General features: G+C 59.5%; 20 protein-coding genes. 14 read left to right on the plus strand and 6 right to left on the minus strand.

The window, feature by feature from the left end; genetic code table 11:
• Nucleotides 1-7: 7 nt before the first annotated feature.
• The gene (locus C4N22_RS02605) at nt 8-427 is read right to left on the minus strand and encodes a hypothetical protein (RefSeq protein WP_022257633.1); all 420 of its coding nucleotides are present in this window, start codon (nt 425-427) and stop codon (nt 8-10) included.
• A gap of 517 nt (nt 428-944) precedes the next feature.
• Between C4N22_RS02605 and C4N22_RS02610 the strand changes: the two genes are divergently transcribed.
• The 6 genes from C4N22_RS02610 (at nt 945) to C4N22_RS02635 (ending at nt 9,379) form a co-directional block, all read left to right on the plus strand.
• On the plus strand, nt 945-2,972 hold the full coding sequence (locus C4N22_RS02610; RefSeq protein WP_112147886.1) for a peptide ABC transporter substrate-binding protein: 2,028 nt from the start codon (nt 945-947) through the stop codon (nt 2,970-2,972).
• Nucleotides 2,973-3,417: 445 nt separating this feature from the next.
• Nucleotides 3,418-5,436 carry an ABC transporter substrate-binding protein gene (locus C4N22_RS02615; RefSeq protein ID WP_112147887.1) on the plus strand — a complete coding sequence of 673 codons (2,019 nt, stop codon included), beginning with the start codon at nt 3,418-3,420 and terminating at the stop codon, nt 5,434-5,436.
• 36 nt (nt 5,437-5,472) lie between these two features.
• Complete coding sequence (locus tag C4N22_RS02620; RefSeq protein ID WP_022257630.1) at nt 5,473-6,423, plus strand: ABC transporter permease; 951 nt, start codon at nt 5,473-5,475, stop codon at nt 6,421-6,423.
• On the plus strand, nt 6,423-7,364 hold the full coding sequence (locus tag C4N22_RS02625) for an ABC transporter permease (RefSeq protein ID WP_112147888.1): 942 nt from the start codon (nt 6,423-6,425) through the stop codon (nt 7,362-7,364). Before C4N22_RS02620 ends, C4N22_RS02625 begins: the two co-directional genes overlap by 1 nt.
• A 25-nt stretch (nt 7,365-7,389) precedes the next feature.
• Nucleotides 7,390-8,445: an ABC transporter ATP-binding protein gene (locus tag C4N22_RS02630; protein WP_022257628.1), complete on the plus strand. Its 1,056-nt coding sequence runs from the start codon at nt 7,390-7,392 to the stop codon at nt 8,443-8,445.
• Nucleotides 8,438-9,379, plus strand: coding sequence for an ATP-binding cassette domain-containing protein (locus tag C4N22_RS02635; protein WP_022257627.1), 942 nt, complete (start codon nt 8,438-8,440; stop codon nt 9,377-9,379). The genes C4N22_RS02630 and C4N22_RS02635 overlap by 8 nt, the downstream gene beginning before the upstream one ends.
• Before the next feature lie 169 nt (nt 9,380-9,548).
• Here C4N22_RS02635 and C4N22_RS02640 read toward each other — a convergent pair whose 3' ends face one another.
• The 5 genes from C4N22_RS02640 to C4N22_RS02660 all read right to left on the minus strand — a co-directional run bounded on the left by C4N22_RS02640 (nt 9,549) and on the right by C4N22_RS02660 (nt 14,642).
• Nucleotides 9,549-10,499: a hypothetical protein gene (locus C4N22_RS02640; RefSeq protein WP_112147889.1), complete on the minus strand. Its 951-nt coding sequence runs from the start codon at nt 10,497-10,499 to the stop codon at nt 9,549-9,551.
• Nucleotides 10,500-10,521: 22 nt separating this feature from the next.
• Nucleotides 10,522-11,841: a competence/damage-inducible protein A gene (locus tag C4N22_RS02645; RefSeq protein WP_112147890.1), complete on the minus strand. Its 1,320-nt coding sequence runs from the start codon at nt 11,839-11,841 to the stop codon at nt 10,522-10,524.
• A gap of 4 nt (nt 11,842-11,845) precedes the next feature.
• Nucleotides 11,846-13,045, minus strand: a complete 1,200-nt coding sequence (thiI, locus tag C4N22_RS02650) for a tRNA uracil 4-sulfurtransferase ThiI (RefSeq protein ID WP_112147891.1) — start codon at nt 13,043-13,045, stop codon at nt 11,846-11,848.
• A 1-nt stretch (nt 13,046) separates the two neighbouring features.
• A complete protein-coding gene (locus C4N22_RS02655) occupies nt 13,047-14,198 on the minus strand; it encodes a cysteine desulfurase family protein (RefSeq protein WP_112147892.1) in 1,152 nt (383 codons plus the stop codon).
• A gap of 156 nt (nt 14,199-14,354) precedes the next feature.
• The gene (locus C4N22_RS02660; RefSeq protein WP_022257622.1) at nt 14,355-14,642 is read right to left on the minus strand and encodes a hypothetical protein; all 288 of its coding nucleotides are present in this window, start codon (nt 14,640-14,642) and stop codon (nt 14,355-14,357) included.
• A gap of 162 nt (nt 14,643-14,804) precedes the next feature.
• Between C4N22_RS02660 and C4N22_RS02665 the strand changes: the two genes are divergently transcribed.
• From C4N22_RS02665 to C4N22_RS02700, 8 genes are all read left to right on the plus strand, one after another.
• Nucleotides 14,805-15,689, plus strand: coding sequence for a GDSL-type esterase/lipase family protein (locus tag C4N22_RS02665; RefSeq protein ID WP_112147893.1), 885 nt, complete (start codon nt 14,805-14,807; stop codon nt 15,687-15,689).
• Nucleotides 15,690-16,201: 512 nt separating this feature from the next.
• On the plus strand, nt 16,202-17,668 hold the full coding sequence (locus tag C4N22_RS02670; protein WP_022257620.1) for an aminotransferase class I/II-fold pyridoxal phosphate-dependent enzyme: 1,467 nt from the start codon (nt 16,202-16,204) through the stop codon (nt 17,666-17,668).
• A gap of 18 nt (nt 17,669-17,686) precedes the next feature.
• On the plus strand, nt 17,687-18,547 hold the full coding sequence (gene speE / locus C4N22_RS02675; protein ID WP_112114590.1) for a polyamine aminopropyltransferase: 861 nt from the start codon (nt 17,687-17,689) through the stop codon (nt 18,545-18,547).
• Complete coding sequence (gene speB, locus C4N22_RS02680) at nt 18,544-19,422, plus strand: agmatinase (protein WP_112147894.1); 879 nt, start codon at nt 18,544-18,546, stop codon at nt 19,420-19,422. Before speE ends, speB begins: the two co-directional genes overlap by 4 nt.
• 49 nt (nt 19,423-19,471) lie before the next feature.
• Entirely contained in the window at nt 19,472-20,731 is a 1,260-nt protein-coding gene (locus tag C4N22_RS02685; protein ID WP_022257617.1) for a saccharopine dehydrogenase family protein, read from the plus strand.
• Nucleotides 20,731-21,948, plus strand: a complete 1,218-nt coding sequence (locus C4N22_RS02690) for a carboxynorspermidine decarboxylase (RefSeq protein ID WP_112147895.1) — start codon at nt 20,731-20,733, stop codon at nt 21,946-21,948. The genes C4N22_RS02685 and C4N22_RS02690 overlap by 1 nt, the downstream gene beginning before the upstream one ends.
• Nucleotides 21,949-22,507: 559 nt before the next feature.
• Nucleotides 22,508-22,855 (plus strand): Hpt domain-containing protein, encoded by a 348-nt coding sequence (locus C4N22_RS02695; RefSeq protein ID WP_112147896.1) that lies wholly within the window; start codon nt 22,508-22,510, stop codon nt 22,853-22,855.
• 36 nt (nt 22,856-22,891) lie between these two features.
• Nucleotides 22,892-24,757: an ABC transporter substrate-binding protein gene (locus tag C4N22_RS02700; protein WP_112147897.1), complete on the plus strand. Its 1,866-nt coding sequence runs from the start codon at nt 22,892-22,894 to the stop codon at nt 24,755-24,757.

The raw sequence follows: 24,757 nt of genomic DNA on the forward strand, positions 1-24,757 counted from the left end.
CCGCTCCTTACATTGCGCCCGCGATCAGGCTGATGACGACCAGCGGCACACCCAGCACCAGGTTGGACAGCAGGCTGCAGAACACGCGCTCCTCCGGCTCCAGCTCCTCAAAGGAGACGATCCGCTCGTCGGCATAGTCCACGATGGACTTGGTGGCGTGGCGCTTCTTCTTTTTGCCCATCTCCTTGAACTCTTCTGCCAGGTGGTGGATGGTCACGCCGTCCAGCCGCAGGTAGTCCACCCAGGCCCATGCCAGAAGGATGACCCCCAGCAGCAGGGCCGGGGCCTGCCACATGGTAAAGGTGCCGTCGCTGACATAGCGGTCCCACAGCAGCATCAGCACCGCTACCACGGACACCCGGGTGACGCACTTATATAAAATGGGATGGAACATATACTTTTTGTACATGGGGAACAATTTTTTCATTTTGGCTTACTCCTCCGCGTGCAGACAAATACAGTTTTATTGTAGCATGGTTTTGTGAAAAAAGATAGAGTGCCCGCGGAGGCGGTAGACACCACCCCGCTGACCGGGTTTGTCCCCTGGCGGAACGCCAGCGCTGAGATCGAGTGCTGGAACCCGTTCTTTTATCGCAATTTTCATAAATAGTGCCGATCAAAACGGCATATTTGCGATATGCAGTTTGCGGATGTTGCTTGTGCGTTAAAAACGCAAACTGCTATAAAATCGGTCCAAACGCGGCAGTTGAAGTCATTCTTTTGATTTTAACTGCCATTTTTTGTGTTTGCTTTCCTGGTAAAACCTGTTGTTACAGTTTTGTTTCCAAAAGCACGTCAGATTTCATTGACTTCTTTCGGGCAGGATGCTAGAATAGCAGCTAGTGTGGCTCTGATCTGTGCTCGCCCCGCATACAGCGGCCCGGGCATGACCATACTGTCCATCAGAAAATAGGAAAATACAGATCTGGGAGGATCAAATTCCAATGAGCATCAATTTTGAATCTCATAAGCTTGACCGCCGCAGCTTCCTCAAGGGCGCGGGCGTCATCGGCGCGGCCGGCCTGCTGTCCGCATGTGGCGGCAGCAGCTCCAACAACGGCGCCGCAAACTCTGCCGCTTCCGGCACTGCTGCCCCCAACACCACCGGCGGTGCACCCCTCAGCGAGTACATCTCCTTTGAGTCCGCCAACCGCGAGCTGGAGAGCTGGAACATGCTCTACACCCAGCAGGCTTCCGACGCCAATGTCATCACCAACCTGTGGGACGGCCTGCTGAGTTTTGACTGCTACGGCAAGGTGGCACCCGCCATTGCTTCCAGTTGGGAGCACAACGAGGACTCCACCGTCTGGACGTTCCACCTGCGCGACGATGTCGATTGGGTCGATGTCAACGGCGAGGTGAAGACCCACCTGACCAGCAAGGACTTCCTGGTGGGCTTTGAGTGGGTCATGAACTCTTACAAGAACGAGGCCAACAACACCACCATGCCCAACGACAACGTGGTGGGCGCTGCCGACTACTACGCACACACCAAGGAGCTGGGCGACGCTGCCGCCGACCTGACCTACGAGGATATGTTGAGCTTCGGCGTCGGCGTGGAAGCACCGGATGATTACACTCTGGTGTTCACCTGCCCCAACTCCTGCCCCTATTTCGATACCGTGGCCGCCTACAACAGCTTCTACCCTGCTGCTGAGGACCTGATCAACGAGCTGGGCATCGAGGGCTTCCGCGCCTGCGACAACACCACCATGTGGTACTGCGGTCCCTACATCGTGGAGGAGTATATTCAGGGCAACACCAAGAGCTACATCCCCAACCCCAGCTACTACGGCGCCAACGACGTGAGCCGCTTTGAGCGTTTCACCGTGACCATGCTGAGCGATATGAACATCGGCTACCAGCTGTACCAGAACCGTGAGCTGGACGAGGTCGATCTGATGGAGTCCACCCTGACCACCATCACCAACGACCCCAACAACGGGTACAACAGCCAGCTGTGCGAGAAGCGCCCCAAGAAGTTCAGCTACTGCTTCCTCTTCAACTATGCCCGCAACAACGCCGACGGCACCCCGGATGAGAACTGGAACAAGGCCATTGCCAACAAGGCATTCCGCCAGTGCTTCTACAAGAACCTGGAGCTGAGCCCGTTCTACGCACGCTACAACAAGATCAACCCCCTGAAGTGCGAGAACGACTTCTACACCATGAAGGGCCTGAGCTACACCTCCGACGGCACCGACTACACCACCCTGGTGGCCCGCGAGCTGGGCTTCGGCGATGAGGCTTACGACGGCAAGACCATGATCCGTATGCGCGGCGAGAACGACGCCGACGCCCTGAAGAAGCAGGCCATGGAGGAGCTCTCCGCCATCGGCGTCACGTTCCCCGTCCACTGCCACTTCCACATCCTGGCCGGCTCCACCTCCGCTCTGGACAACGCCACCGTGCTCAAGCAGTGCTTCAAGGACAGCTTTGGCGATGACTTCATCGTGCTGGACATCGACACCTACGTTTCCTCCGTCATGAAGGAGATCGTGGCTTCCCAGCAGCAGTCCTTCGTCCACATGGGCTGGGGCGCGGACTTCGGCGACCCCGTCAACTTCCTGGCTCAGGTGGTGCTGCACGACGACAACGCTTACTACAGCTGCAACTTGACCAACATCGCCGCTGTGGCCGAGAACCCCGCCGACTACCAGAAGGACGTGGTGGCTGCCTTTGAGCAGTTCACCGATCTGGTCAACGAGGGCAAGCAGATCGTCAACGACAACGACGCCCGCTATGCCGCCTTTGCCAAGGCCGAGGCGCTCTTCCTCGAAGAGGACCTGATCTGCCCCACCGTCTACGACGTGTCCTGGTGCCTGACCCACGCCAACGAGTACAGCAAGATCAACGCCATGTACGGCCCCTGCAACTACAAGGCTGTCAACTGGGAGACCAGCGAGGAAGCCTACACCACCGTGCAGTACGAGCAGTTCGCCAAGGCATTCGATCTGGCGTCTCAGGGCTGATCTTCCCTGAATCCCGTTCCTTTTTTGCCGCCAGATGTAAAAGTTTTTTGAACATTGGCCGCAAAACGCAGACAACCGCGGCTGTCTTTCTTACAAGGACAGCTGTGGTTGTCTTATTTTTTTAGGCTTTTTCTCTTATTTTAATCATTTCTCAGCACATCAAAGTAAATATATTTCATGTGTCTTTCGGGTTCCGCTTTCTTTTTTAAGAAAAACGGTTTCCCTTTCCATTGACAACTAATTCTTTCGATGGTACAATATATGTCGTGTTAAGGATTTTGCGGGAGGAGCACAGGCACAGGCAGAGGGGTCTGTTTCTGCGCTCTTTTGTATTCTCTGGCAAAACACCAGGGGCAAAACTCGCGCAGAAGAGTGGGAATCCCGCAGGGTGCCGTACCCTGCACCATGTGCCGTAGCACAGAAAAATTATTGGGAGGATAACACTATGAACATGAACTTTGAGTCCCGTTCCATCAGCCGCCGCAGCTTCCTGAAAGCGTCCGGCGTGGTGGGTGCCGCAAGCATCCTGGCAGCTTGCGGCGGCAGCTCCAGCAGCACCGCTGCATCCGGTGCCGCTTCCGGTGCTCCGGCTGCTTCCGCAGACGCCATCACCGATTACGTTTCTTTCGAGACCGCCAACCGTGAGCTGGAGACCTGGAACTTCCTGTACAGCCAGTCCGCCTCCGATCTGAACGTCACCACCAACATGTGGGACGGCCTGCTGAGCTTTGACTGCTACGGCAAGGTTGCGCCCGCCATCGCCAAGAGCTGGGAGCACAACGACGACTCCACCGTCTGGACGTTCCACCTGCGCGACGATGTGGACTGGTGCGACGTCAACGGCGAGGTGAAGAGCCACCTGACCAGCAAAGACTTCCTGGTGGGCCTTGAGTGGGTCCTGAACGCTTTCAAGAACGAGGCTTTCAACACCTCCATGCCCTCCGAGACTGTGGTGGGCGCTGCCGATTACTACGACCTGACCAAGGACAAGGGCGACGCTGCCGCTGACATGACCTACGAGGATATGCTGGCTGCCGGTGTCGGCGTGGAAGCTCCCGATGATTACACGCTGGTGTTCACCTGCCCCAGCCCCTGCCCCTACTTTGACACCGTGGTTGCCTACAACAGCTTCTACCCCGCTTCCGAGGATCTGATCAAGGAGCTGGGCGTGGAGGGCTTCCGTGCCTGCGATTACACCACCATGTGGTACAATGGTCCGTACCTGATGGAGGAGTTCATCCAGGGCAACACCAAGAGCTTCATCCCCAACCCCAACTACTATGCTGCCAACGAGTGCACCCGCTTTGAGCACCACACCGTCAAGATGATCAGCGACCTGTCCATCGGCCTGCAGCTGTATGAGTCCGGCGAAGTGGACAACATCGACCTGACCGAGTCCAACCTGACCACCATCACCAGCGACTCCAACAACGCTCACAACGCATACCTGTGCGAGAAGCGCCCCACCAAGTTCAGCTACCAGATGCACCTGAACTTCCAGCGTAAGGATGAGAACGGCAACCTGGATGAGAACTGGAACAAGGCTGTGGCGAATTACGCTTTCCGTCAGTGCTTCTACAAGGGCCTGAACCTGGTGAACTACTATGCCCGCACCAACAAGATCAACCCCCTGAAGTGCGAGAACGACTTCTACACCATGCCCGGCGTCTGCTACAACACCAAGGGTGAGGAGTACACCACTCTGGTGGCCAAGGAGATGGGCCTGGACAGCGAAGCTTACGACGGCAAGACCATGAAGCGCCTGCGTGCCAACAACGGCGATATCTCTGACCTGAAGAAGCAGGCCATGGAGGAGCTGAGCGCCATCGGCGTCACGTTCCCTGTCCACTGCTACCACTACATCAAGAGCGGCGATACCAATGCTCTGGATACCGCCACCGTCCTGAAGCAGTGCTTCACCGACAGCTTCGGCGATGACTTCATCGTGCTGGACATCGGCACCTACGTCTCCTCCCTCTACAAGGAAGTCCGTAACGTGCAGCTGCACTCCATCCTGCAGAATGGCTGGGGCGCCGACTTCGGCGATCCCGTCAACTTCCTGGGCCAGGAAGTGCTGGGCGACGACAACGCTTACTACGCTCAGACCACCTCTTGGATCGCAGCTGTTGAAGCTGACCCGAAGGATTACCAGAAAGACCTGCTGGAGCGTTATCAGGAGTTCACCGATCTGGTCAACGAGGCCAAGGCCATCGTGACCGACACCGACGCCCGCTACGCTGCCTTTGCCAAGGCTGAGGCTTCCATGCTGAACAACGCCCTGTGCATCCCCTGCCTGTACGAGGTGCTCTGGTGCCTGACCCACGTCAACGAGTACACCAAGATCAACGCCATGTACGGTCCCTGCAACTACAAGGCAGTCAACTGGGAGACCCGTCAGGGCGACGGCTACACCACCGAGGAGTACGAGGCGTTTGCCGCTGCTTTCGACGCGGCTTCCAAGTAATCCCCGCAGACTAAAATTAAGTAAGGTTCGGTAATAATGTTAAAATACACGGTTAAGCGGCTGGCGCAGTCGCTTGTTACGATTCTTCTGATCGCAACTATCGTCTTCCTGCTGATGCGCTGCCTGCCCACGGACTATTACTTCACTGAGGAACAGCTCATGAAGTTTACCGAGGAGCAGAAGTACGCGGCACTGGAAGCTGCTGGTCTGACCGACCCGATCGGCACCCAGCTCATCCACTTCTACAACGACCTGCTGCACCTGGACTTCGGCACTTCCCGCCGCATCCAGAACGGTGCCACCGTGGTCAAGGTCATTGGTAAAAAGTTCGGCGTCTCCATGCGTCTGGGCCTCATCTCCGCCGGCATCTCTCTGGTGGTCGGCGTGCTGATGGGCATTATCCAGACCGCGTTCAAGGATAAGCTGCTGGACTGGATCGGCACGGCTTACACGGTTTTCGTCAACGCGGTGCCCTCCCTGGTGTCCTATTCGCTGGTGCTGGTCTTCGGCTCCAAGTACCTGGGCTTCCCCACGCTGTACTCCACCCGGAATGTGGGCCCGTCCAGCGTGCTGCCCATCGTCTGCCTTTCTCTGGCTTCCATTGCAGGCTATGCCCTGTGGACCCGCCGCTACATGGTGGACGAGCTGACCCGCGATTATATCAAGCTGGCCCGTGTCAAGGGCCTGAGCTCCAGCGAGATCATGTTCAAGCATGTTCTGCGCAACGCCATGGTGCCCATGGTGCAGTATATCCCCCAGTCCATCCTGCTCACGGTCGGCGGCTCGCTGCTGATGGAGCGGTTCTTCTCGGTGCCCGGCATGGGCCCCCTGCTGACCGACGCCATCCAGCGCTATGACCTGAACGTTGTGCAGACGCTGGTCATCTTCTACGCCGTGCTGGGCATTGCAGGCGTTTTCCTGGGCGATGTTCTCATGATGGTCATTGACCCGCGTATCACCCTGACCGGAAAGGAGGCAGCTCGCTGATGGCTAAGGCATCTGATTTTGAGGGCAAGAAGCAGGACGATCTGTTCTACTTCGTGGATTACTCTCCCGAGGAGGCCGAGCGTGTCGGCTACTCCAACTACTCTTACTGGGGCTCCGTGGTGCAGAACTTCCTCAAGCACAAAATGGCAGTCGTCTGCCTGGTGCTGTTCCTGTTCCTGGTCATTTTCTCGTTCATCGCGCTGGCCGTTGGCAAGTACGATTACCAGACCCTGATCACCGACTCTTCCAAGGCGTTCATTGCGCCCAACAGCGAGTACTGGTTTGGTACCGACAACCTGGGCCGTGACTACTGGTGCCAGGTGTGGTACGCCACCCAGGTGTCCATCCGTCTGGCTCTGATCGTTGCCGTGGGCGAGAGCATCCTCGGTGTCGTCATCGGCCTGATCTGGGGCTATGTCCGCAGCCTGGACCGCTTCTTCACCGAGCTGTACAACCTGATCGACAACGTGCCCTACATCATCTACATGACCCTGATCGCACTGGTCGTCGGCCAGAGCTTCACCATCATGGCCGTGTCGATGATCGCCATTGGCTGGCTGGTCATGGCCCGCCGTGTCCGCAACATGGTGTTCATGTTCCGTGACCGCGAGTACAACCTCGCGTCCCGCTGCCTGGGCACCCCGCTGTGGCGCGTGCTGACCAAGAACATCCTGCCCTATCTGGTCTCCGTCATCATCCTGCGTATGGCCCTGAGCATCCCCGCCACCATCAACCTGGAGTCCACCCTCTCTTACCTGGGCATCGGCCTGGGCATCGAGACGCCGTCTCTGGGCCTGATCCTGAGCAAGGTGCGCGGCTTCTTCCTGGACTACCCGTATCTGCTGGTCTTCCCTGCATCCATCGTGTCCATCATTTCCATTTCGTTCTATATCATGGGCAACGCGTTCTCGGATGCAGCCGACCCGCGCAATCACGTTTAATTAGATGGGAGAGAGAATCACAAACATGGATAGACAACCGATTATCTCTGCCAAAGACGTGGAGATCACCTTTAGCCTGCGCGGCAAAAAGCTGAACGCGATCCGCAAGTGCTCGCTGGACCTGTACGACGGCGAGACCCTTGCCATCGTGGGCGAGTCCGGCTCGGGCAAGTCCGTTTTCACCAAGACCTTCGTCGGTATGCTGGATGTCAACGGTAAGATCACCGGCGGTTCCATCATGTACGAGGGCCGCGATATGACCAAGTTCACCGAGAAAGACTGGCTGGGCATCCGCGGCAAAAAGATCGCCATGGTCATGCAGGACCCCATGACCAGCCTGAACCCGCTGAAGAAGATCGGCAAGCAGATCCAGGAGAGCATTGAGCACCACCAGGGTCTGCACGGCGAGGCCGCCAAAAAGGCTGCCATCGAGATGCTGGCCAAGGTCGGCATCCCTGACCCTGAGCGCCGTTACGAACAGTACCCTCACGAGTTCTCCGGCGGTATGCGCCAGCGTGTCGTCATCGCCATTGCAGCGGCCTGCCGCCCGCAGATCCTGATTTGCGACGAGCCCACCACCGCGCTGGACGTGACCATTCAGGCGCAGATCCTGCAGCTGATCCGTGACCTGCAGAAAGAGCTGGGCATGTCGGTCATCTACATCACCCATGACCTGGGCGTTGTGGCAAACGTGGCCGACCGCGTGGCCGTTATGTACGCGGGCCAGATCGTCGAGTACGGCACCGTGGAAGAGATCTTCTACGACGCATGGCACCCCTACACCTGGGCGTTGCTGCAGGCGCTGCCGCAGCTGGGCACCAAGGGCGAGGCTCTGCCCACCATCGACGGCACCCCGCCGAACCTGTTCAACGAGATCAAGGGGGATGCATTTGCACCCCGCAACAAACATGCGCTGGCCATCGACTTTGTGGCAGAACCTCCGTTCTTCCAGGTAAGCGAGACCCACGCAGCAAAGACCTGGTATCTGGACCCGCGTGCTCCCAAGATGGAGCGCCCGCACTCCATCCAGAACCTGCGCGAGAAAATGGGAAAGATGGGAGGTTCCAACTTCAATGGCTGAGCGCGAAAAGCTGATTGAGCTGAAAGACCTTCAGATCACCTTTGGCTCTGGCAAAAAGAAATTTGTGGCCGTGGACCATGTCAATTTTGACATCTACAAGGGCGAGACGTTCTCGCTGGTGGGTGAGTCCGGCTCCGGCAAGACCACCATTGGCCGTGCCATCTGCCGCATCAACCCCACTTCCGGCGGCGACATCTATTTCAAGGGCCAGAAGATCAACGGCAAAATTCCCAAAGAGCTGGACCGTGAGGTCATCCGCAAAGTGCAGATGATCTTCCAGGACCCCATGGCATCTCTGAACGAGCGTGCCAAGGTGGAGTACATCGTGGCGGAGGGCCTGCTCAACCACCACCTGTACAAGGACCAGAACGACCTGCATGAGAAAGTGATGGACGCTCTGCATGAGGTCGGCCTGCTGCCGGAGTTTGCTTCCCGTTTCCCCCACGAGTTCTCGGGCGGCCAGCGCCAGCGTATCGGCATTGCCCGCGCGCTGGTCATGGAGCCGGAGTTCATCGTGGCCGACGAGCCCATCTCCGCACTGGACGTCTCCATCCGTGCACAGGTGCTGAACCTGCTGAACGAGATGAAAAAGACCCGCGGCCTGACGTACCTGTTCATCGCCCATGACCTGTCGGTGGTCCGCTTCATCTCGGACCGCATCGCCGTCATCAGCAAGGGCCGCATCGTGGAGCTGGCAGAGGCTGAAGAGCTGTTCCTCCATCCCCTGCACCCCTACACCAAGGCGCTGCTGAGTGCTGTTCCCATCCCGGACCCGGGCCTCGAGAAGCAGAAAAAGCTCCTCGTGTACGACCCCTCCTGCCACGATTACAGCGTGGACAAGCCGGTCTGGGAAGAGATCGCCAACGGACACTTTGTTTACGGCAACCAGAAAGAGCTGGAAGCCTACCGCAAGGAGTACGAGAGCCAGCTGTAAGCAGTTGAACCGCTGCTTGCCTGTATTTTAACACAAAGACCCCGCCGCATTGGGAAACTTCCCTCTGCGGCGGGGTTTTGTGCGTTTATTGGAAATTCAACCTCTCACCGCTCCATCCCGCTGCGCGGGCATGTCGCGGAGCTCCCCTGTCAGGGGAGCCTGATGGATGTTATATCAGTTCTGTTCCCGGTTTGGGCTGGTAAGCCTGCCAGAAGTTTTTCAACGCGTCCAGCCCCTGTGTCTGGATGCGCTGGGGCAGCTGGGCAAGCTTTGCCCAATCGCCGCCCATGGCGTACTGGTACCAGACTGCGGCCCCCAACACAGCCAGCAGGAGCAGCACCAGCAGCCAACGGCCTCTGTGGTGCTTTCTGCGGGGGTTTTCCGGTTTGGCAACATTCGTTCCCGCCTCCGGGGCCGGACCGTTCTGGGCCGCTTTGCGGGCGGGCAGGAAGCCTGTTCCCTCCGCCTGCGGGTAATCACAGGCGGCACGGCGGATCATATCCAGCAGCCAGAGTGCGGCGTTGTCAGAAGACGGCACCGTGCGGAGCCAGCAGCCCTTTTTGCTGCTCAGAACGAGAACTTTCTCACTTCCCCGCTCCGCGCAGCCTGCGGCCAGCTCTGAGCCCACCACCCGCCGGGCTGCCTGGGCCCGGGCAAGGGCCAGCCGGACGGCATCCGGCTCTTCCGCTTTGAAACGGGCACGGGCCCGTTTCTCGATCTGAGGCCCGGCCTTAGGGTGGGCGTAGCTCAGTGCCCCAAAGTCAAAGACCTTTTCGGCCCCGGACACTGTTTCCAGACGTGCTTCCAGCAGGGCTCCGGCGGCGGCATCGCTGCAGACCAGCAGGCGGTCATGGGTCTCCAGTGCGTTGACCACCGCGGCGGCAAGGCTGGTATCCCCTGCCCCGTACAGATCCGCCTCAAATTGAGCCTGTAAACTCTGAGCGGCCTTTTTCAGCCCCGAGGGGCTGGCCGCCTGGAGGGCCAGCAGCGTTTCCCCGCCGCGGCTCTTCCACTGGGCCTGCGTCTTCCACTGGGGCGCAAACTGCCCCACAGCCCCTGCCAGCTGCCCCTGCGGCGCACCAAACAGGCGCAGCACACAGCTTGTCTTTTCTTCGGCCAAACCGGATTCCCCCTAGCAAAGTTTACTCTGCCAGAAACGCCTCGTTGAGGGCATCCAGCGCGGCGGCGCTGTGCTGCTCCGAGGCGGCGAGGGGCTTTGTGTGGGCAGGTACTTTCCCCTGCGCCAGCCGCAGGGCCAGCGCCAGCGCAGCCTGTGCGGCACGGGCGCGGACCAGGGCACGGTCCGGGCGGGAGACAAAGAGCTTCTGGACATAGACGGTATCGCCCCGGGCAGCGCCAAGGTAGACCGTGCCCACCGGGCGGACTTCATCGCCGCCTGTGGGCCCGGCAACGCCCGTCACGCTGACGGCGATGTCCGAACCGGAGGCCGCAGCGGCCCCCAGTGCCATCCGGGCTGCCACCGGGGCGGACACCACATTGTATTTTGCGATGACCTCCGGCTCCACGCCCACCAGCCTGGTCTTTGCCTGCTCCCAATAGGTCACAAAGCCATAGCCGAACACCTCGCTGGAGCCTGACACCGAGGTAACGCGCTGGGCGATCATGCCACCGGTGCAGCTCTCGGCAGTGGAGAGAGTGAGACCCTGCTCTTTCAGGGTGCGCACCACCGTCTCTTCCAGTCCGGCTACGTCTTCATCATACACCGCGTCGCCCAGCAGATCATAGAACTTTGTGGCGTATGCGCGGCACATTTTTTCGCCGTCCTCCTCCGAGGAGGCCCGGGCCGTGATGCGGATCTCACACTCCCCCGTCTTGCAGTAGATGGCGGCGGTGGGGTTGGCATTTTCCAGCAGGTGCTTTACCCGGTATTCAATGCTGCTCTCGCCGCCCAGCACCCGGAGGGTGACGGAGTGGAGGGTGCAGTTCTGCCGCGCCAGCAGCAGCGGGCGGACGCTCTCGGTCCACATGGCTTTCATCTCGTGGGGCACGCCGGGCATCAGCACAGCGCAATGGCCCTCCTGCTCAAACCAGGCACCGGGGGCGGTGCCGTGGTTGTTGATGATCTTATGCCCTTTGGTGGGCACCATGGCCTGCTTGCGGTTGTTGGGGGTCGTCTCCCGACCGGAGCGGGCAAAAAAGCGGGTGATCTTCTCCCACTCGGCTTCGTCAAAGGCCAGCTCGTCCCCAAAGCAGGCAGCCACCGTCTCCTTGGTCAGGTCGTCTGCCGTGGGGCCCAGGCCGCCGGTAAAGACCAGAAGATCACAGCGGCTCTTGGCCTCGTTGACGAAATCCGCCAAACGGCCATGGTTGTCGCCAATGGTGCTCTCCCGCTGGACGGTGATGCCCAGGTCGGCCAGCTCCCGGCTCAGGTACTGGGCGTTGGTGTTGAGGATGTTGCCGAGCAGCAGCTCGGTGCCCACACTGATGATCTCTGCCGTCATCGTCTCACCCCACAAAATCCACGTCGTCGGTGATCCGGATCCGGATGCGCTCGGCGTTCTCGGCAGCCTCGGCTTCCAGCTGGGCCAGGCCCGGCATCCCAGCCTCGGCCTCTAAGATCTCGTCCAGCTCGGGGCGGATCTTCGGGTGCGGCGGGGTAAAGATGGTGCAGCAGTCCTCGTAGGGCAGGATGCTGGTCTCAAAGGTATTGATGTGGCGGGACGTCTCGATGATCTCGGTCTTGTCCATCCCGATGAGGGGGCGAAGGATGGGCAGGTCCTGGGCGGCATCGGTGCACTGCAGGGCCTTGACGGTCTGGCTTGCCACCTGGGCCAGACTCTCGCCGGTGACGAGGGCCTCACAGCCCTGCTTCTTGGCGATGACGTTGGCAATGCGCATCATGCTGCGGCGCATGAGGACGGTGAACAGCACGTCCGGGGCGTTGTCCCGGATGTACTCCTGCGGCTTGGTGTAGGGCACCACAAACAGGTTGGTGCTGCCGGTATAGGGGGTGATGAGCTGGGCCAGAGCTTTGACCTTGAGCTTGGCGCGCTCCGAGGTGTACGGCGGGGACGCAAAATGGATGTGGTCCAGGCCGAGGCCGCGCTTTGCCATCCGGTAAGCGGCCACCGGGCTGTCGATGCCGCCGGAGAGCATGTTGAGCGCGCGGCCCGAGGTGCCCACGGGCAGGCCGCCCTCACCGGGGATCTTCGGGCCGTGGATATACGTGCCGTAATCCCGGACTTCTACAATCACTTTAAAATCGGGGTTGTGGACATCCACCTTGAGGTAATTGTGCTTGCCCAGCAGGTAAGCGCCCAGCTCCCGCATCAGCTCCGGGCTGGTCATGGGGAAGCTCTTGTCGGCGCGGCGGGCCTCCACCTTAAAGGTGCGGATGCCGTGGAGACTGTCGCCCAGATAATCCTCCGCCGTCTGGCAGATGGTGTCAAAATCTTTCTCACAGACCACGGCACGGCTCAGGGCAGCCAGACCAAAGACGGTCTTGACCCGGTCGAACGCGAGGTCCATGTCGATGTCCTCTTCCTCGGGCTCCATGTAGAACGTGGACTGGGTGCAGTACACCCGGAACTTGCCCACGGTCTTGAGGCGGTAGCGCAGAATTTTCATCATGGCCGACTCAAACTGGTTGCGGTTGAGGCCTTTCAGGGACATTTCGCCCTGATAGCCCATAATCACTTCTCTCATATTATCTCCTCATTCTCTGTAAATGCTTCATGCCGTCTTCAAAGCGGTTGAGGAACGCGTCCACGTCCTCCGGGGTGTTGTCGGCGCAGAACGAAACACGGATGGCCGTGTCGATGGCCAGCGGGTCCCGGCCCATGGCCGCCAGCGTGTGGCTGGGCTGGCCCCGCCCGCAGGCACTGGCCGAGGAAACATAGATCTGTTCTTCGGCCAGATAAGCCAGCATCGTCTCGCTCTTGATGCAGTTCTCGCTGAAATTGAGCACCTCCGGCACCGCGTTCTCCGGGCTGTTGAGGACCACTTCCGGGAACGCTTTCAGCCCCTCCCGCAGCCGGGCGTTCAGGGCACGGACCGCCGTGTCCCGGCTCTTCATGGTCTTGGCCAGCCGGGTGGCAGCGGCTGCCAGACCCATGGCGTAGGGCAGGTTCTCGGTGCCGGGGCGCATTTCCCGCTCCTGCTCGCCGCCGAGGTAAGGCGGCTGGAACGCCTGCACGACGCGGTCGCTCAGGTAGAGGGCACCGATGCCCTTGGGCGCGTGGATCTTATGGCCGCTGACCGACAGGGTATCAATGTTGGCCAGCTTGAGGGGCACCCGCATCCAGGCCTGCACGGCGTCCACATGGACGATGGTGCGGCTGTTGCGGCGCTTGACCTCGGCGGCCAGGCGCTCCACATCGTTCCGGGTGCCGATCTCGTTGTTGACCATCATGCAGGCCACAAGGATGGTGTTTTTGTCCACATGCTCCAGCATCTCGTCGATGCTGAGGGTGCCGTCTGCCCTGGGATTGACCACGGTGACGTCATAGCCCATGGCGGCCAGGCGCTCCAGCGGCTTCTGCACGCTGGGGTGCTCGAACCCGGACACCACGATGCCCTTGCCGAATTTGCGGGTGAGCGCCGCGCCCAGCAGGGCCAGATTGTTGCTCTCGCTGCCGCAGGAGGTGAAATAAAGCTCTTTGGGCTTGCAGCCAAAGGTGCGGGCCACCGCCGCCCGGGCCGCGTTGAGGGCCTCCTCGCTCCGGGCCCCGGGGGCGTACAGGGACGAGGGGTTTGCCCAGTGCTCCCGCATGGCCTTGTCGATGACGTCCGCCACCTCGGGGGCTACCATGGTGGTGGCGGCGTTGTCCAGATAATGGATGTTCGGGTCTTGTATCATAACGGATGATTCCTGCCTTTTTCTTGCATAGTTATGGATAGTATATCACAAACCGCGTGCCAGCGTAAAGTACCTGTACACAGCAAAAAAAGCCGCCCCGCAGCGGTGCGGGCACGGCTCTTTTCCATGCGGGGCTCACGGCCGCGGGCGTGCGGCTCAGTGGTTCTCGTTTGCTTTCTGCAGCCAGATGCTGCCAATATCCAGTGCGTTGTACAGACCGTTCTTGGTGGTCTGGCGGGCAACACGAGCTTCCGGCGTCTTGGCCTCGTCGGTGGAGAGAAGCTGCAAATGAACCTTATCGGCTACCTGCATATTGCCGCTCTGTTTTGTGGAAAGGATCTGCAGGTAAAGCACATAAGGGTCGGTCATACGGCCGTAATACAGCTCGTTGTCCTTGCGGACGAGGGGCTTGCCTTTATAAGTCAGTTTCGGTGTAAATGGCATCGTGAAAGCCTCCCTATCGTTTAGATTCAGTTTAGTATACCATAATCCGCGCCCCTTGTGCAATAGATAGACGGACTCTTGCACAATTTTTCACGGCTTGCGCCTGCTGCCAGGGCGCTGTATAATAGGGCTGGAGATCACCACACGAACGGGGGAACTTTTATGGCTGATTATCAGGAATACCGCCGCCGCATCCTGCACCGCCGCTGGCGCCGGATGTTTACCGCCGTTGCCTTGCTGGTACTGCTGGTGCTGCTCATTTCCGTGGGCGTGCTCTGGAAGCGCCTCCACCGCGACCAGCGCCCGAATACCGTGGAGGGCCCCACCATTTTGCAGCAGGAACTCACCGGCACCGAGTGGAACACCATCAGCTACACACCGGCCCGCCGCCTGAGCGTCCAGACCCAGGCCGACGGCACCACGGCCATGGATTTCCGGCTGGCGGCGCAGCCCGCCTCGGAGGCCGTGGACCGCAGCTGGTTTTCGGACGTGTGGTTCCTGGGCGACAGCCTGACCCAGGGGATGCAGATGTATGAAAACGGCCTGCCCAACGCGCATTTTTGTGCTTATAAAGGCGTAGGCCCCAACGCCGTGGTCAACGGCGCCACCTGCAAGCGGGCCGACGGTGTGGCAGAGATCCCTATGGATGTTCTGGCCGCCCAGCAGCCCCGGGCGCTGTACATTCTGCTGGGCACCAACGTCCTCAACCGGGACGACGATTACAGCAGCTTTCTGACCTATTACCGTCTGATGCTGGATATGGTCTCCCAGTCGCTGCCCAACACCACTCTCTATGTCCAGTCCATCACCCCGGTCCGGCCCGAAGTGCGGGAAAAGCACCCCGGCCTGTACAAGGAGCGGCTGTGCCAGATCAACGATGAGCTGGCGGCCATCGCGCTGGAGAAGAACTGCGTCTTCCTCAACCTGTGGGAGGTACTGGCCGATGAAAACGGCGACCTGAAAGCCGAGTACGCCCAGCCGGACGGCTACCATGTAAAGCCGGACGGTTACAGCGTCTGGGTGGAGTATCTGGCAGCCCACACCTGAGATTGATAGTACGACTTTTTACCATGTCTGACAAAAATTTTTTGTCGAAATATTGACATTCCCCCAAACCCATGATAAGATAACACACGATTTTGAGAGACGAAGCGTGTCAGAGTCTTTTCAAAGCAATTTACCTTGGACCGCCCCGCGGGGGCTAAGGCCATACGGACAGCCGGGTCCACTGCCGACCGGCGGCGCAAGCTGCCATTATTGATTGAGTTTGAAGCTCAAATTTTATAAGTTGGTTCCTTTACAACCATGAAATTGCGCGGAACGCCGTGCAGACTTGTGAAACGGTCAATAAGAGTAGTAAAAGTGTAATTGCTATATAGACTCTCCTCATCCCGTCTTTTTTGAATCATGTGATGGACTGCACTCCGGCATTGCATCCCGGGGGTTTTGTCCGCACGTTCAAAATGGCTTTTTAAGCGCAAGTCTGCACCAGCGTGCAGGGCTTGCGCTTTTTTGTTTGTTCATGGCTTGGTACAGAGGACCAGGGACGGAGGAAAACAATGAGTGAGAACCGTACAAGGTTCCGGCTGGACCAGCGCCGTGCCCCTATTTACGAGGCGTTGGAGCAGTTCCGGCAGATGCGGGTGGTGCCTTTTGATGTGCCCGGCCACAAGCGGGGCCGCGGCAATCCGGAGCTGACCGCTTTTCTGGGCCAGCAGTGTGTGGGCGTGGATGTCAACAGCATGAAGCCGCTGGACAACCTCTGCCACCCGGTATCGGTCATCCGGGAGGCAGAAGAGCTGGCCGCCGATGCTTTTGGCGCGGCCCATGCCTTTTTGATGGTAGGCGGCACTACCAGCAGTGTGCAGAGCATGGTGCTTACCGCCTGCAAGCGGGGCGATGAGATCATCCTGCCCCGCAATGTGCACCGCAGTGTGCTGAACGCGCTGGTGCTCTGCGGCGCGGTGCCCGTCTATGTCAACCCCGAGGTCGATAAACGTCTGGGCATCTCCCTGGGCATGAAGCGGGAGCAGGTGGCAAAGGCCATCAAAGAGCACCCCAATGCCGTGGCTGTGCTGGTGAACAACCCCACCTACTACGGCATCTGCTCCGACCTGCGGGCCATCGTCAAGATGGCACACGACGCCGGGATGCTCTGCCTGGCCGACGAGGCTCACGGCACCCACTTCTACTTTGGCGGCGGGCTGCCCGTTTCCGCCATGGCAGCCGGTGCCGATATGGCTTCCGTCTCCATGCACAAGAGCGGCGGCAGCCTGACTCAGTCCAGCCTGCTGCTCATCGGGCCCAATGTCCACCCGGGCTATGTGCGGCAGATCATCAACCTGACCCAGACCACCTCGGGCAGCTACCTTCTCATGTCCAGCCTGGATATCTCCCGCCGCAACCTCGCCCTGCGGGGGCGGCAGGTGTTCCACCAGGTGGCGGACATGGCCGAGTACGCCCGGGAAGAGATCAACGCCGTGGGCGGCTACTACGCCTTTGGCAAGGAGCTGTGCAACGGAAACTCCGTCTTTGACTTTGACACGACCAAACTCAGCGTCCACACGCTGGACATCGGCCTGGCCGGCATTGAGGTCTACGACATCCTGCGCGACGAGTACGACATCCAGATCGAGTTCGGCGACATCGGCAACATTCTGGCGTACCTCTCCATCGGTGACCGCCCGCAGGAAGTGGAACGGCTGGTCAGCGCACTGGCCGAGATCAAGCGCCGCTTCCGCACCGACGGGGCCGGCCTGCTGAGCCAGGAATACATTGACCCCGTGGTGGCCGCCAGCCCGCAGGAGGCGTTCTACGCCCCCAAAAAGAGCCTGCCTCTGAGGGAGACCGAGGGCATGGTCTGCAGCGAGTTCGTCATGTGCTACCCGCCGGGCATCCCCATCCTGGCCCCCGGCGAGCGGATCACCAAAGAGATTTTGAACTATATCGAGTACGCCAAGGCCAAGGGCTGCAGCATGACCGGCCCGGAAGACCCTGAGATCTTACGCCTGAACGTTCTGGCCTAAAGGAGGAGAGAAACAACCATGGAATTTTGGTTTTCGGAATTTCACACCCCGGATGTGAAGCACAGCATCCGGGTCAACCGGCAGCTCTACTCCAAGCAGAGCGATTACCAGCGCATTGATATTTTTGAGACGCCCGAGTTCGGCCGGGTGCTCACCCTGGACGGCAACGTCATGCTCACCGAGCGGGACGAGTTCATCTACGACGAAATGATCGTCCACGTCCCCATGGCCGTGCACAAAGAGGCCAAGGACATCCTCGTCATTGGTGCCGGCGACGGCGGCGTGGTGCGGGAGCTGACCCGCTATGACCGGGTGGAGCGGATCGACCTGGTGGAGATGGATCCCCAGGTGGTGGAGGCCTGCCGCGCCTACCTGCCCGGCAATGCCTGCCGGATGGATGACCGCCGGGTGCACATTTATTTTGAGAACGCCCTCAAATACATCCGCCGCTGTGAGGAGGAATACGACCTTATCATCGTGGACTCCTCCGATCCGTTCGGCCCCTCTGAGGGCCTGTTCACCCGGGAGTTCTACGGCAGCTGCTTCAACGCCCTGAAAGCGGACGGCATCATGGTCAACCAGCAGGGCAGCCCGTTCTACACAGAGGACGCCAGCGCCATGCAGCGCAGCCATAAGCGCATCGCTTCCACATTCCCGGTCAGCCGGGTGTACCAGGCCCACATTCCCACCTTTGCGGCGGGCTACTGGCTGTTTGGCTTTGCCAGCAAAAAGTACCATCCCATTGACGATCTGGACGCGGACGCCTGGAAAGCGCTCAACATGCGCACCCGTTATTACACCACCCGGCTGCATGTCGGGGCATTCTACCTGCCGGCATTCCTTGAGGAAATGCTGCGGGAAGTGGAGGAACCCAAATGATCTCACCCAATATTGAAACTGTTCTGGGCTGCGACAGCAGCTACCGCGCCGCCGACATCGTGCTCTACGGTGCCCCCTACGATTCCACCACCAGCTACCGCCCCGGTGCCCGATTCGGCCCCAGTGCCATCCGGCACGAGAGCTACGGGCTGGAGACCTACAGCCCCTACCAGAACGCCGACCTGACCGATTTTGACATCTTTGACAGCGGCGACCTCGAGCTCTGCTTCGGCTCCAGCGAGCTGGCCCTTGCCGGCATTGAGGCCCGGGCTGCTGAGATTTTGCAGGACGGCAAGCTCCCCCTGCTGCTGGGCGGTGAGCATCTGGTCACGCTGGGTGCCGTGCGGGCTGCCGTGAAGAAATACCCAGGCCTCCACATCGTCCACTTTGACGCCCACGCCGACCTTCGGGACGATTATCTGGGTGCCAAGCTCAGCCACGCCTGTGTCCTCCGCCGCTGCCATGAGCTGGTAGGCGACGGGCACATCCACCAGTTCTGCATCCGGAGCGGGGACCGGGCCGAGTTTGAGTTTGCGGCCCAGCACACCGAGATGCACAAGTTCGATTTCACCGGCCTTGCCGAGCTGACAGCCTCCCTCTGTGAGAGCAAGGTGCCGGTCTACCTCACCATTGACCTCGACTGCCTCGACCCCTCCTGCTTCCCCGGCACCGGCACCCCCGAAGCCGGCGGCGTGAGCTTTTTGCAGCTGCTGGACGCCATCCGCACGGTGGCCAAGGCCAACATCATCGGAGCCGACCTCAACGAGCTGGCCCCCATGCTGGATGCCTCCGGCGTGTCCACGGCAACGGCCTGCAAGGTGCTGCGGGAGCTCCTGATCGCGCTGGACAAAGGCTGGCCCGGGTTCCAGGTTTGACGCATTTCGACGCATTACCATAAAACAACCAACAAAGGAGAAATTTACCATGAGTAAAGTCCTCATCATCGGCTGCGGCGGCGTGGCCTCCGTTGCCATCCACAAGTGCTGCCAGGTGCCTGAAGTGTTCACCGAGATCTGCATCGCCAGCCGCACTAAATCCAAGTGCGATAAGCTCGCCGCCGAGCTGGCCCCCAAGACCACCACGAAGATCACCACCGCGCAGGTGGATGCCGATCAGACCGAAGAAGTGATCGCCCTCATCAAGGCCTACCAGCCCGATCTGGTCATGAACATTGCCCTGCCCTACCAGGACCTGACCATCATGGATGCCTGCCTGGCCTGCGGCGTCAACTACATGGACACCGCCAACTATGAGCCTGAAAACACCGACGACCCGGAGTGGCGCGCCATTTATGAGAAGCGCTGCAAGGAGGCCGGTTTCTCCGCCTACTTTGATTACAGCTGGCAGTGGGCTTACGCCAAAAAGTTTGAGGAGGCCGGCCTGACCGCCCTACTGGGCAGCGGTTTTGACCCGGGCGTCACCCAGGCTTACTGCGCCTATGCCAAGAAGCACGAGTTCGACACCATCGACACCATTGATATTCTGGACTGCAATGGCGGCGACCACGGCTACGCTTTTGCCACCAACTTCAACCCGGAGATCAACCTGCGGGAGGTCTCCGCCCCCGGCAGCTACTGGGAGAACGGCCACTGGGTGGAGATCCCGGCCATGAGCATCAAGCGGGAGTACAACTTTGACCAGGTGGGCGAGAAAGACATGTACCTGCTCCACCACGAGGAGATCGAGTCTCTGGCCAAGAACATCCCGGAGGCAAAGCGGATCCGCTTCTTCATGACGTTCGGCCAGAGCTACCTCGACCACATGCGCTGCCTGGAGGACGTGGGAATGCTCTCCACCACCCCCATCCACTTCAACGGCCAGGAGATCGTGCCCATCCAGTTCCTCAAAGCCCTCCTGCCCGACCCCGCCAGCCTTGGCCCCCGCACCAAGGGCAAGACCAACATCGGCTGCATCTTTACCGGCAAAAAGGACGGCAAGGAGAAGACCTATTACATCTACAATGTCTGTGACCATCAGGAGTGCTACAAAGAGGTGGGCAGCCAGGCCATCAGCTACACCACCGGTGTGCCCGCCATGTGCGGTGCCCTCATGCTGCTGACCGGCAAGTGGACCACCAAGGGCGTCCACACCGTGGAAGAGTTTGATCCGGACCCCTATCTGGATGCACTGGACAAGTACGGCCTGCCCCGCTCCGAGAGCCACGCCCCGGCTCTGGTGGACTGATGCGCTGCACCGACACCCGTCCGCCCTTTGCGGGCCTGCACGGCAAAGAGCTGGATGCCCTGCTGGATGCCCTGCCCTCCCCCTGCTACCTGCTGGATAAGGCCCGGCTCCGCCGCAACGGCGAAATTCTGCTGGGCGTCCAGCAGCGGACGGGATGCAAGATTCTGCTGGCACAGAAAGCGTTCTCCAATTTCGGCTGCTACCCCGTTCTGGCCCCCTATCTGGCGGGCACCGAAGCCAGCGGCCTGTACGAGAGCCGCCTGGGCAAAGAGGAGCTTCCGGAAAAAGAAAACCATGTTTTCTGCGCCGCCTACCGGGCCAATGAGTTTGATGAGCTGCTCCAATATGCAGACCACATCGTCTTCAACTCTCCCCGCCAGCTGGCAAAATTCGGCCCTGCCGCCAAGGCCGCAGGGAAGAGCGTAGGCCTGCGCGTCAACCCGGAGTGCTCCACGCAGGAGGGCCACGAAATTTACGACCCCTGCGCGCCGGGCAGCCGCCTGGGCACCACCCGTGCCCAGTGGGATGCCGCCGTGGCCCAGCAGCCCGGCCTCGCCGCCCTGCTGGACGGCCTGCACTTCCACACCCTCTGCGAGCAGGACGCTGATGCCCTGGCTGCCACCCTGCCCGCCGTGGAAAAAGCGTTCGGCGACCTGCTTCCCCAAATGAAATGGGTCAACTTCGGCGGCGGGCACCACATCACCCGCCCCGGTTACGACCGATCCACGCTGGAGCGCTGCATCACCGAGACACAGCGCAAATACGGCTTGCAGGTCTATCTGGAGCCCGGCGAAGCCTGGGCCCTCAATGCAGGGTATCTCCTCACCACCGTGCTGGACACTTTGCAGAATGGCGAGACGTCCCTTGCCATCCTGGACATGTCCGCCGCCTGCCACACGCCGGACGTCATTGAGATGCCATACCGCCCGCCTCTGATGGACGCGGGCGAACCCGGCGAAAAGCCCTGTACCATCCGGCTGGGCGGCCCCACCTGCCTGGCAGGCGATGTCATCGGCGATTACAGCTTTGATGCCCCCCTCACGGAGGGTGACAAGCTGCTCTTTGGTGACATGGCCATTTACACCACCTGCAAGAACAACACGTTCAACGGGATGCCCCTGCCGGACATCTGGGCCCTGCAGGAAGATGGCACCCTCCGGCAGCTGGCTCATTTCGGCTACGGCGATTTCAAACAGCGGCTCGGCAGCTGCCGCTGACCCTTACACAGCACAAAAGCACTGCTTCGGTTCCTTTCCGGGAACGAAGCAGTGCTTTTTATTGATAGAAAGGTTTGCCAAGCGCCACACGTTCCGTGTGTACAAATCACCTGAGACACTTTATCATAAGAAAAAGGCCGCCACGCCTTGCCGACCGCCGCTTCCCATACATTTGATTCCTATGATCGCAAGTCAAGAGATCCGTGCAGCATTCAAACAGCATCTTTGCGATCTGCAATTCAACGTGGTTGCTGTTGCATTCAGAAAGCTTCCTTGCGAATATATCCGCGTAACAGGCAAAATCTCTTGAAACGCTTCCGCAATAATGTTACAATTGTGCTATATAATGGTATATATTCGGAAAAAGCTGCTGGCAGCAGAACGAGAATGAACTTGCGGTGACATTCCTGAAATCAGCAGAATGAAAATGAAACCGGGATGAGACCGTCCGGGGCGGAGCGGAATTGAAAAAACGAAAAACTCTGGAACGAGCGAAACGCAACGAGAATAAACGATCCTTTTGTGACGTGAAAAACAAAGAAAGGTGGAACAAGTGGTTATGACGATTCAGGAATGTTATCAGAAAATGGGGGCTGATTATGAGGATGTGCTCAAGCGGTTGTACAGTGAGAGCATGATCCGTAAATTTGCCCGGATGTTTTTGGACGATGACAGTTATCCAAAGCTGGCGGACGCTCTCAAGAAAGAAAATGTAGAGGAAGCATTCCGCGCGGCACACACGCTCAAAGGTGTATGCCAGAACCTTGGCTTTACCAATCTCTATCAGCCCGCCTATGAGCTGACCGAGGTGCTGCGCGCGGGCACACTGGAAGGCTCCAAGGAGTGGTTTGACCGTGTGACAGAACAGTACAACATCACGATCGACGCGATCCGCGCGGTGCAGTAACGCAGGCTGCCCAAGAGGTATCAGGAGAAGGAATTGATGAAAGCAAAAACATTGCGCCGCCTTGTTTCGGTGCTTGCGGCACTGGTGATGGCGGTCTCCCTGCTGGCCGGATGCGGCACAAAAACCGCAGAACAGGTACAGGAGCAGGAGGATGCCCAGACCATTCAGGTGTATCTGTGGAGCACCAGCTTGTACGAAACCTATGCGCCTTATGTTCAGTCCCAGCTGCCGGACGTGAACATTGAGTTCATCGTCGGCAACAACGATCTGGATTTTTACAAATTTTTGCAGGAGAACGGCGGTCTGCCGGATATCATCACCTGTTGCCGCTTCTCGCTGCACGATGCGGCTCCCTTGAAGGACAGCCTGATGAACCTTGCCATGACCAACGAGGCGGGCGCTGTCTATAACACCTACCTCAACAGCTTCAAAAACGAGGATGGCAGTGTGAACTGGCTGCCGGTCTGCGCCGACGCCCACGGCTTTGTGGTCAACCGCAGCCTTTTTGAGCAATACGGCATCCCGCTGCCCACCGATTCCGAGAGTTTTGCGGCGGCCTGTCAGGCATTTGAAACAGTGGGCATCCGCGGCTTTACCGCCGATTATGCCTACGATTACACCTGCATGGAAACGCTGCAGGGGCTTTCCGCCGCCGAGCTTACCACCACGGCGGGGCGCAAGTGGCGCACTGCCTACAGCGACCCCGCCAACACCGCGCGGGTGGGTCTGGACGATACCGTGTGGCCGGGGGCGTTTGAACGGATGGCGCGGTTCATTCAGGATACCAACCTCACGGCGGAGGATCTTGAGCATACTTACGATGACGTGATGAACCTGTTCCGGAACGGGGAAGTTGCCATGTACTTTGGCAGCTCTGCCGGGGTCAAGATGTTTCAGGATGAGGGCATCGACACGATCTTCCTGCCTTTCTTCAGCCAGAACGGGGAAAAGTGGCTGATGACCACCCCCTATTTCCAGATTGCCCTGAACCGGGATCTGGAGCAGGACACCGCGCGACGCGAAAAAGCCATGAAAGTGCTGAACGTCATGCTCTCCGAGGAGGCACAGAACCGCATCGTTGCCGACGGGCAGGATGTGCTGAGCTACAGCCAGAACGTCCCCCTGCGCCTGACCGAGTACATGAAAGATGTGCGCGGCGTGGTGGAAGAAAACCACATGTATATCCGCATTGCCTCCAACGATTTCTTCGCCGTCTCCAAGGACGTGGTCTCCAAAATGATCGCGGGCGAGTACACGGCAAAACAGGCGTATCAGGCATTCAACGCCCGGCTTCTTGCCGAGGATGGGTCTGCCGATGACGAGATCGTGCTGACCTCCGGGAAGAGCTACTCCAATGTCTTCCACAAAAACGGCGGCAACGCCTCCTTTTCCGTGATGGCAAACACGCTGCGCGGCGTTTATGGCACCGACGTGCTCATCGCCGCCGCAAACAGCTTTACCGGCAGTGTGCTGAAAGCGGACTACACCCCAAAAATGGCCGCTTCCATGATCATGCCCAACAGTCTTTTGGCTTACCAGTGCGCGATGACCGGCGCGGAGCTGAAAGAGACCGTCCGCGCCTTTGTGGAAGGCTGCGAGGGCGGGTTCGTGCCTTTCAACCGTGGTTCTCTGCCGGTGGTCAGCGGGATTGCCGTGGAGGTAAAAGAGGCAAGCGGCAGCTATACCCTGACCGGCATCACCCGGAACGGGCAGCCGCTCCGGGACGACGACACCGTTACCGTGACCTGCCTGGCAACGGCAAAGCAGATGGCACCGCTGCTTGCGGACAAAAGCGCCGGATTCACAGGCGGAGATCAGCAGGTAAAGAGCACATGGACGGAGGATGTCTCCGGCGGCGGCGCGGCGCTTGCTGAACCGGAAAACTACATGACATTGAGGTGA

Source organism: Faecalibacterium prausnitzii, from assembly GCF_003287495.1.
In the GTDB taxonomy this organism is placed as follows: domain Bacteria; phylum Bacillota; class Clostridia; order Oscillospirales; family Ruminococcaceae; genus Faecalibacterium; species Faecalibacterium prausnitzii_I.